The following is a 3,406-nucleotide window of genomic DNA, read 5'->3' as shown; positions in this document are numbered from 1 at the left end:
CAGGTGGAACACCAGCACCGCCAGCATCGCCGCTCCCCGCAGCGCATCGATGTCCGGCCGGTAGGCAAAACCTCCCCCCTTCCCGCCGGCTCCGGTCGCCGGGACGCTCGCCGACGCGGCGGCTCCGGTGCTCGTGACGGCGGCGATCAACTCGGCCCCCCTGTGTGGTGGGAAATGTACCGACCGGGGGACGCCGCCGGGTTCAGCCGGCGGTCAGCGCGGGAACCGGGCTTTCCACCAGACCCGCCAGCCAGTCCAGCAGGGCCCGGTTGACCTGATCGGGCACCTCATCGTGGGGGCAGTGGCCGGCCTCAAGCACCACCTCGGTGGTGCGGGCGGGGGCATGCCGCTGGAAGCTGGCGCGGCGGCCGGCGGCGTTGATCCAGGGGTCGCGGATGCCCCAGAGCAGCAGCAGCGGGGCGCTGAGGTCGGCGAACAGTTCGTCGAGGGGCTGGCCGCGGGGGATGTCGAAGACGGTGCGGAAGACGCCGAAGGCGCCGGGGTCCCGGGAGGGCCGCAGGATCGCCTCCACCAGCTCGTCATCCACGTTGGTGCGGTCGATGTACACCTGATTGAGGGTGCGGCGCACGGTGGCGGGCCGGCGCATGTTCTCGAACAGCAGGCGCTGCAGCACCGGGCTGCGCAGCAGGGCGGCGCCGATGGTGCGGCGGGCGATGGCCCCCCAGCCCCGCGGCGGCTCCTGCTCGTCGCTGAAGGGGCCGGCCGCATTCAGCAGGGCCACGCCGGCGGCCCGATCGCCGAGGGCGGCTCCGGCGGCGAGGGCGGCGAAGCCGCCGAGGGAGTTGCCCACCAGCACCGTGGGCCGGCCGATCCGCTCGGCCACATAGGCGCAGAGCTGGTCGCGCCAGAGGGCGCCGCCGTAGGTGAGGCCGGCGGGTTTGGCGCTGCGGCCGAAGCCGAGCAGATCGATGGCATGGACCTCATGGGTGAGGGCCAGCACGGGGATGTTGAAGCGCCAGTGGTCGGTGGAGGCGCCGAAGCCATGCACCAGCAGGATCGCCGGGCCGGTGGGCTGCTCAGGAGCCGAGTGAATGGCGTGCACCCGATGGCCCAGGAACTGCCAGGGGGTCTCGGGTGACGAAGCCATGGACGCAGCGGTGGCGTGATGAGAGACGATGCTAGGAAGCGCGGCCAGTGCGCGGCCCTGCCCCCTGCGCCTGCCGCCATGCCCGACGCCTTCAGCCTCTCCGACCTGAGCCCGCTGCTGCCGGGGATCGCCCTCTGGGCCCTGGCCCTCTATCTGCCCCTGAGCGTTCCCCTGGCCCGCCTGGAGAAGGTCCTGGCCGAGGGGGCCCTGGAGGAGGGGCTGCAGCAGCTGGTGCTGGTGGGCGGCAGCCTGCTGCTGGCCCTGGCGGTGGGCCTGGGGGTGGAGCTGCTGCTGAGCTGGGCCCTCGGTCCGGGCTGGGCCGGCAGTCTGGGGTTGATCGCCGTGCTCGGCGGCCTGTCGATCGGCCTGGCGGCCGGACGGGACGACGAGCGCCGGCGCTGAGGCGGGGCCGGGATCAGGCGGTCTGCTCGGCAGGGGATGGCTCCGGGGGGTCGGCGGGGACCTCCACACCGCTGAGCGCCAGCCGCAGCAGCAGGGGCGCCAGGAAGGTGGTGCCGATCACCATCAGCAGGATGGCCGCCTCCAGGGGCGCCGAAAGGATGCCGGCCTGGCTGCCCAGGCCCAGGAAGATCAGGCCCACCTCGCCGCGGGGCATCATCCCCAGGCCCACCACCAGGCGGTTGGTCTTCTCCTTGCTGAGGTAGCTCCAGCCGGCGGCCACCTTGCCGGCGATGGCCACCGCCAGCAGGAACAGGGCGACGACCAGGCCTTCGCGGTTGTCCGGATTGAGGGGATTCATCACCGACAGGTCCAGGGAGCTGCCGATCAGCACGAAGAAGACGGTGGCGAACAGGGCCACCAGGGGCTTCACCGACTGCTGGATCGCCTTGGTGTGCTTTGAGGCGCTGAGGATCAGGCCGGCGGCGAAGGCCCCCAGGGCCGCCTCCAGGCCGATCGCCTCGGCGACGAAGCAGCACAGGCCCAGCACCACGAAGCCGGCCACCGCCACCTCCCCCGGCGCCTTGAGGCGGTCGAGGACCCAGTCGAAGGCGGGGGCGGCCGTGCGGCTGAGGAACAGGGCCACCGCCACGAACACCGCCGCCGCCAGCACCAGCTGCAGGATCGGACCGGCGGAAAGCACGCCGTCACCGGAGAGGGCTACCACCACCGCCAGGATCACGATGCCGAAGATGTCGTCGAGCACGGCGGCGCCGATGACGGTCTGGCCTTCCCGGGTGCGGAGGAACCCGAGTTCCCCGAAGACACTGGCGGTGATGCCGATGCTCGTGGCGGTCATCGAGGCGCCGGCGAACACCGCCGGAAACAGGGGCACATGGAAGAGGAGGTAGAGCCCCGCCGTGCCCAGGGCGAAGGGCAGCACCACACCGGTGAGGGCCACGGTGGTGGCCTGCCGGCCCACCGCCATCAGCTCGTCGAGTTCGCTCTCCAGGCCCGTGAGGAACAGCAGGGCGTAGAGACCGAGCTTGGACGTGGCCTCCAGGGAGGGGAAGCTCTCGGCGTAGATCGAGGCCACCGCCTCCGGGCTGACCCCGGCGCAGGCGCCGATCAGGTCGAGCATGGCCTGGTTGAGCTGGGCGTGGACGTCCGGCGGCAGGATCAGGTGCAGACCGGTGACGCCGACCAGAACGCCCGCCAGCAGTTCCCCGAGGATCGTGGGCAGCCCCAGGCGCACCATCAGCTCCGCCAGGGTCCGGGCCGCCAGGAAGATGACCAGATAGCGCCCCACCTGCAGCAGGGTTTCCACCGTCTCGATCTGGGTGCTGCCGACCTCGAGCAGCAGGCTGGGCGCGACCATGAACGAAATCTGTGGCGAACGGACGCTAAGGGCGTGGGCGCCGGTCAAGTGTGCCGTTGCTGATCTCCCAACAGGCCGGGCGAGGGGAATGGCAACCACCGCTACGGTCTGGGAACGCACGGCAAGACCTGTGCCCGAGGGACCACCGCGCGCCGACCGCCATGACCGACCAGCAACCCCGCAACCTGAGCCTGCCCACACCCGGGTGCTTCGCGGACCCCGATCGCAGCGGCCTGACGGCGACGGACGTGTTCGAAGGCATGACCGAGCACCTCTTCTACACGCTCGGCAAGCTGGCCCCCAGCGCCAGCCGCCACGACCTCTACATGGCGCTCAGCTACGCCGTGCGTGACCGGCTGATGACCCGCTACCTGGCCGGCATCGAGGCCATCGGTGCCAACCCCAAGCGGATCGTCGCCTACCTCTCTGCCGAATTCCTGATCGGCCCCCAGCTCGGCAACAACCTGCTGATGCTCGGCATCCAGCAGGAGGCCGCCGAGGCCCTGCGCCAGTTCGGCATC

The 3,406-nt window shown here is 71.3% G+C and carries 3 protein-coding genes and 1 pseudogene; 2 read left to right on the top strand and 2 right to left on the bottom strand.

Translation table 11 applies throughout. The features are described from left to right. Positions 1 to 202: 202 nt before the first annotated feature. The gene (locus tag KUG39_RS05900) at positions 203 to 1,108 is read right to left on the bottom strand and encodes an alpha/beta fold hydrolase (RefSeq protein ID WP_216913549.1); all 906 of its coding nucleotides are present in this window, start codon (positions 1,106 to 1,108) and stop codon (positions 203 to 205) included. A 78-nt stretch (positions 1,109 to 1,186) separates the two neighbouring features. Here KUG39_RS05900 and KUG39_RS05895 point away from each other — a divergent pair, with 78 nt between their 5' ends. Further along, the gene (locus tag KUG39_RS05895; protein ID WP_216913547.1) at positions 1,187 to 1,510 is read left to right on the top strand and encodes a hypothetical protein; all 324 of its coding nucleotides are present in this window, start codon (positions 1,187 to 1,189) and stop codon (positions 1,508 to 1,510) included. Between the two features lie 13 nt (positions 1,511 to 1,523). Here the strand turns inward: KUG39_RS05895 and KUG39_RS05890 are convergent, their stop codons facing one another. Beyond that, positions 1,524 to 2,885 carry a cation:proton antiporter gene (locus KUG39_RS05890; RefSeq protein WP_216913545.1) on the bottom strand — a complete coding sequence of 454 codons (1,362 nt, stop codon included), beginning with the start codon at positions 2,883 to 2,885 and terminating at the stop codon, positions 1,524 to 1,526. A 161-nt stretch (positions 2,886 to 3,046) separates the two neighbouring features. On the opposite strand from KUG39_RS05890, the pseudogene KUG39_RS05885 reads away from it, so the two are divergent. Beyond that, positions 3,047 to 3,406 (top strand): annotated as a pseudogene (locus KUG39_RS05885) (glycogen phosphorylase); the annotation flags it as partial.

Source organism: Synechococcus sp. CCAP 1479/10 (genome assembly GCF_019038515.1).
Classification (GTDB): Bacteria; Cyanobacteriota; Cyanobacteriia; order PCC-6307; family Cyanobiaceae; genus Cyanobium.
The sequence above is the reverse complement of the archived record's forward strand: the minus strand, read 5'-3'. Positions and strand labels throughout refer to the sequence as shown.

What these genes read in the sequence shown, in the direction of transcription:
- KUG39_RS05900 (WP_216913549.1), bottom strand. Translation starts at nt 1,108, where the DNA reads ATGGCTTCGTCACCCGAGACCCCCTGGCAGTTCCTGGGCCATCGGGTG.
- KUG39_RS05895 (WP_216913547.1), top strand. Translation starts at nt 1,187, where the DNA reads ATGCCCGACGCCTTCAGCCTCTCCGACCTGAGCCCGCTGCTGCCGGGG.
- KUG39_RS05890 (WP_216913545.1), bottom strand. Translation starts at nt 2,885, where the DNA reads ATGGTCGCGCCCAGCCTGCTGCTCGAGGTCGGCAGCACCCAGATCGAG.